We start from the raw sequence: 3301 nt of genomic DNA, 5'->3' as shown, positions 1-3301 counted from the left end.
CATGCCGCCAGCGTTCAATCTGAGCCAGGATCAAACTCTTCAGTTTAATCTCTGTTTTTTGCCATTTCTGGCACCAGCATTGCTGCTGGGTCGCTCACTCAAAATACTGACAGTTCGCTTCTTTTACAAAGCGTCCTATTTCATTTATTTCTTGTGAACATTTGATATTTTTTAAGTATCACGAAGACTAGCTTCGCGTGCACTTTCATCAAACGTCCACACTTATCGACTGTGAATTTTTAAAGAACTTGTCTTTGGTACTGCTTGCTGAGAAGCGTTGTGTTCATCAGCGAAGAGGCAAGATTATGAGGCGTTTAGATCGTTTCGTCAACCCCTACTTTTTTTTCCCGTTCAACTCAGCGCTGGGCGCCTTGTTTTACGAGGGGGCGAACTATAGCAAATGACCAGCGCCTTCCGCAAGAGTAAATTTCGCGGTGCTACAATCGCTTCCTTTTTGCAAACACCGTGGGATTCATGCCATGAACAATAACAACATTAAACGGGGCGGTTTCAGCTCGAGCTTCGGCGTACTCGCCGCAACACTGGGTTCCGCCGTTGGTCTCGGAAATATCTGGAAGTTTCCTTACCTCACAGGTGCCAATGGCGGCGCTGGTTTCCTGCTGGTCTATCTGTTGGCCACGCTCGTGATCGGTTTGCCCGTCATGATTGCGGAGATCACCATGGGGCGCGCTGCCAAGGCCAATCCTATCTCCGCTTTACAGAAGCTCGATACCCAGAAGCGCCTGCCCTGGTGGCTGATTGGCGTTGCCGGTCTCGCCGCAGCCTTCCTGATTCTGTCTTTCTATTCCGAAGTGGTGGCGTGGGTATTTGCCTATGTCTTCAAAGCGATGGGGGGTTCGCTCCTGAGCAGCGACCGTCACGTTACCGAGGCAGCATTCAGTGCACTGACTACCGATCCCGTGCAATCGCTGCTGTGGCAGTGGTGTGTGCTGTTCTTTATCGGCGGAATTTTGCTGATGGGTGTCACCAAAGGCATCGAGGGTATCGCCAAGAAACTGATGCCTATTTTGTTCCTGCTACTGCTAGTGTTATGCGCAGTCAGCCTGACGCTGGATAAGGCTGGTGATGGCCTGGCCTTCCTGTTCCGTCCCGACTTCAGCAAAGTGAGTTCCGGCGTAATTCTGACGGCCATGGGTCTGGCCTTCTTCAAACTGTCTCTGGGCATGGGCACCATGATGACCTATGGCTCCTACTTCCGCGACGACCAGAATATTCCGCAAACCACGCTGCGCGTCATGGCCGCCGACCTGTGCGTTTCCATGCTGGCCGGTATCGCCATCTTCCCCGCGGTATTTACGTTCGGCTTTGCACCGGCTGCCGGTCCCGCACTGGTGTTCATTACCATCCCCGCGGTGTTCTCCCAGATCCCTGGCGGACACTTGCTGATGGTGGCCTTCTTCATTCTCGCTTCCGTCGCAGCAACGGGTGCCATGCTGTCCTTGCTGGAAGTACCAGTGGTGATTCTGCACGAGCGCCTGCACATCAGCCGCACCCGCGCCACCATACTGTCGATCGCCATCCTGATGGTAACGGGCTCCACTTGCGCCCTGACTGGCAGCGTGCTGGCCGACTTCAAGATCGCCGGCATGAACCTGTTCGATCTGTTCGACTTCCTGTCGTCAAATGTGCTGTTGCCTCTGGGCGGAATATTGCTGGCTTTGTTCGCTGGCTGGATCTGGGGCCGCGATCAATTTACTGCGGCGCTGTCTAACCACGGCCAGCTTGCCAACACGCGCACCATCTCCGTTGTGCTCTTCCTGCTGCGCTTCATTTCCCCCGTGCTGATCCTGCTGGTAATGCTCAAAGGTTTGAATTTGTTCTAAACACAACACAGCCGGCGTTTTTTCACATTGTTCAGGACAGTATGCCTATACTGTCTGGACTGTGAATTTGTCAGGCTGCGAGATGAACCAAAGCGAGGTCCCCGTACTGCCAGTTCCAACGATACTTATCGTTGATGACTCCTTGTCGTACCTCGCTGCCCTGCTCGACAGACTGGAACGTCACGGCTTCATGATCGTTCTAGCGCAGAGCGCCGCCGAAGGTCTGATGCGGGCAGAATTTGCCGAACCGGATCTGATACTGCTCGACGTTGTCATGCCCGGAGTCGATGGCTTCGAAACTTGCCGGCGTCTCAAGGCCAGCAAGGCCACGCGAGATATTCCTGTCATCTTCATGACAGGGCTCACCGATCCCAAACAGAAAGTTGCCGGCTTTGATGCGGGCGGCGTGGACTACATCACCAAGCCCTTCCAGATCGAAGAAGTACTGGCACGCATCAATACCCATCTGGCTCTACGCAAAGCCAATCGTGAATTACAGGACATGGTCGCCGCACTGGCAAAAGCCCGAGAAGATCTGGTGCGCAATGAGAAGCTGGCCGGACTAGGTGCCATGGTGGCGGGCATCGCCCACGAATTGAACACGCCTATCGGTAATAGCCTGATGGCTGCCACCACCTTCGAAGTGCAGGCCAACGACATCAACCACCATCTCCAGCACGAGGGCGGCGTCACACGCAAAGAGTTCGAGTTCTTCATCAAGAACGCTCAGCTCACTACGGAAATCCTGAACCGGAACCTGAATCGGGCAGCGGATATTGTCACCAACTTCAAACAGGTCGCCGTCGATCAGACCAGCTCGCAACGGCGCAGTTTCCTGCTTGCCGAGGTGGTGGCCGGCAATGTGCTAACACTGCAGCCAACCATCAAGCGCACACCTTTTGTGATTCAACAGCGTATTCCGGATGAGATCATGATGGAGAGTTACCCCGGCCCACTGGGGCAGGTGCTCACTAACCTGGTGAACAACGCCATATTGCATGGCTATGATGGGCGCAATGTCGGGCTGATCGACATCTCTGCCAGCCAGAATGCTCAGGGCTGGGTCACGCTCTGTGTGGAAGACCATGGTGTCGGCATCAAAAAAGACGATCTTGCACGCATCTTCGATCCCTTCTTTACGACCAAGCTGGGTGTGGGCGGCTCAGGCCTAGGGCTGCATATCGTACATAACATCGTCGTCGAGATTCTTGGCGGCAGCATCGATGTCGTCAGCGAACTGGGCGGCGGCACCCGTTTCACACTCACGCTGCCAATTTCGGCACCTGTGCGCTAAGCCCTGCTCTTCCCCAGCCGCACAAAATCAGCGCCCAAAGCAAAAAACCCCACCTTCGGCACTGAGCGCGATCTTGAGCGCGTTCAGGCAGATGGTGGGGTTTTTCTAATAACTAGCTTGACGATAACCTACTTTCACACTGGTTGCAGCACTATCATCGGCG

2 protein-coding genes are annotated in these 3301 nt (G+C 54.4%); both read left to right on the top strand.

What is annotated here, in order from left to right; translation table 11 throughout:
• The first annotated feature begins 479 nt into the window (after window positions 1-479).
• Window positions 480-1844, top strand: a complete 1365-nt coding sequence (locus GTP23_RS22345) for a sodium-dependent transporter (protein WP_161037149.1) — start codon at window positions 480-482, stop codon at window positions 1842-1844.
• Between the two features lie 82 nt (window positions 1845-1926).
• Window positions 1927-3138 carry a sensor histidine kinase gene (locus GTP23_RS22340; RefSeq protein WP_161037148.1) on the top strand — a complete coding sequence of 404 codons (1212 nt, stop codon included), beginning with the start codon at window positions 1927-1929 and terminating at the stop codon, window positions 3136-3138.
• The last annotated feature ends 163 nt before the right edge of the window (window positions 3139-3301 follow it).

It is taken from the genome of Duganella fentianensis, from assembly GCF_009857835.1.
In the GTDB taxonomy this organism is placed as follows: domain Bacteria; phylum Pseudomonadota; class Gammaproteobacteria; order Burkholderiales; family Burkholderiaceae_D; genus Rugamonas; species Rugamonas fentianensis.
This window is presented reverse-complemented; position numbering and strand designations above follow the sequence as displayed.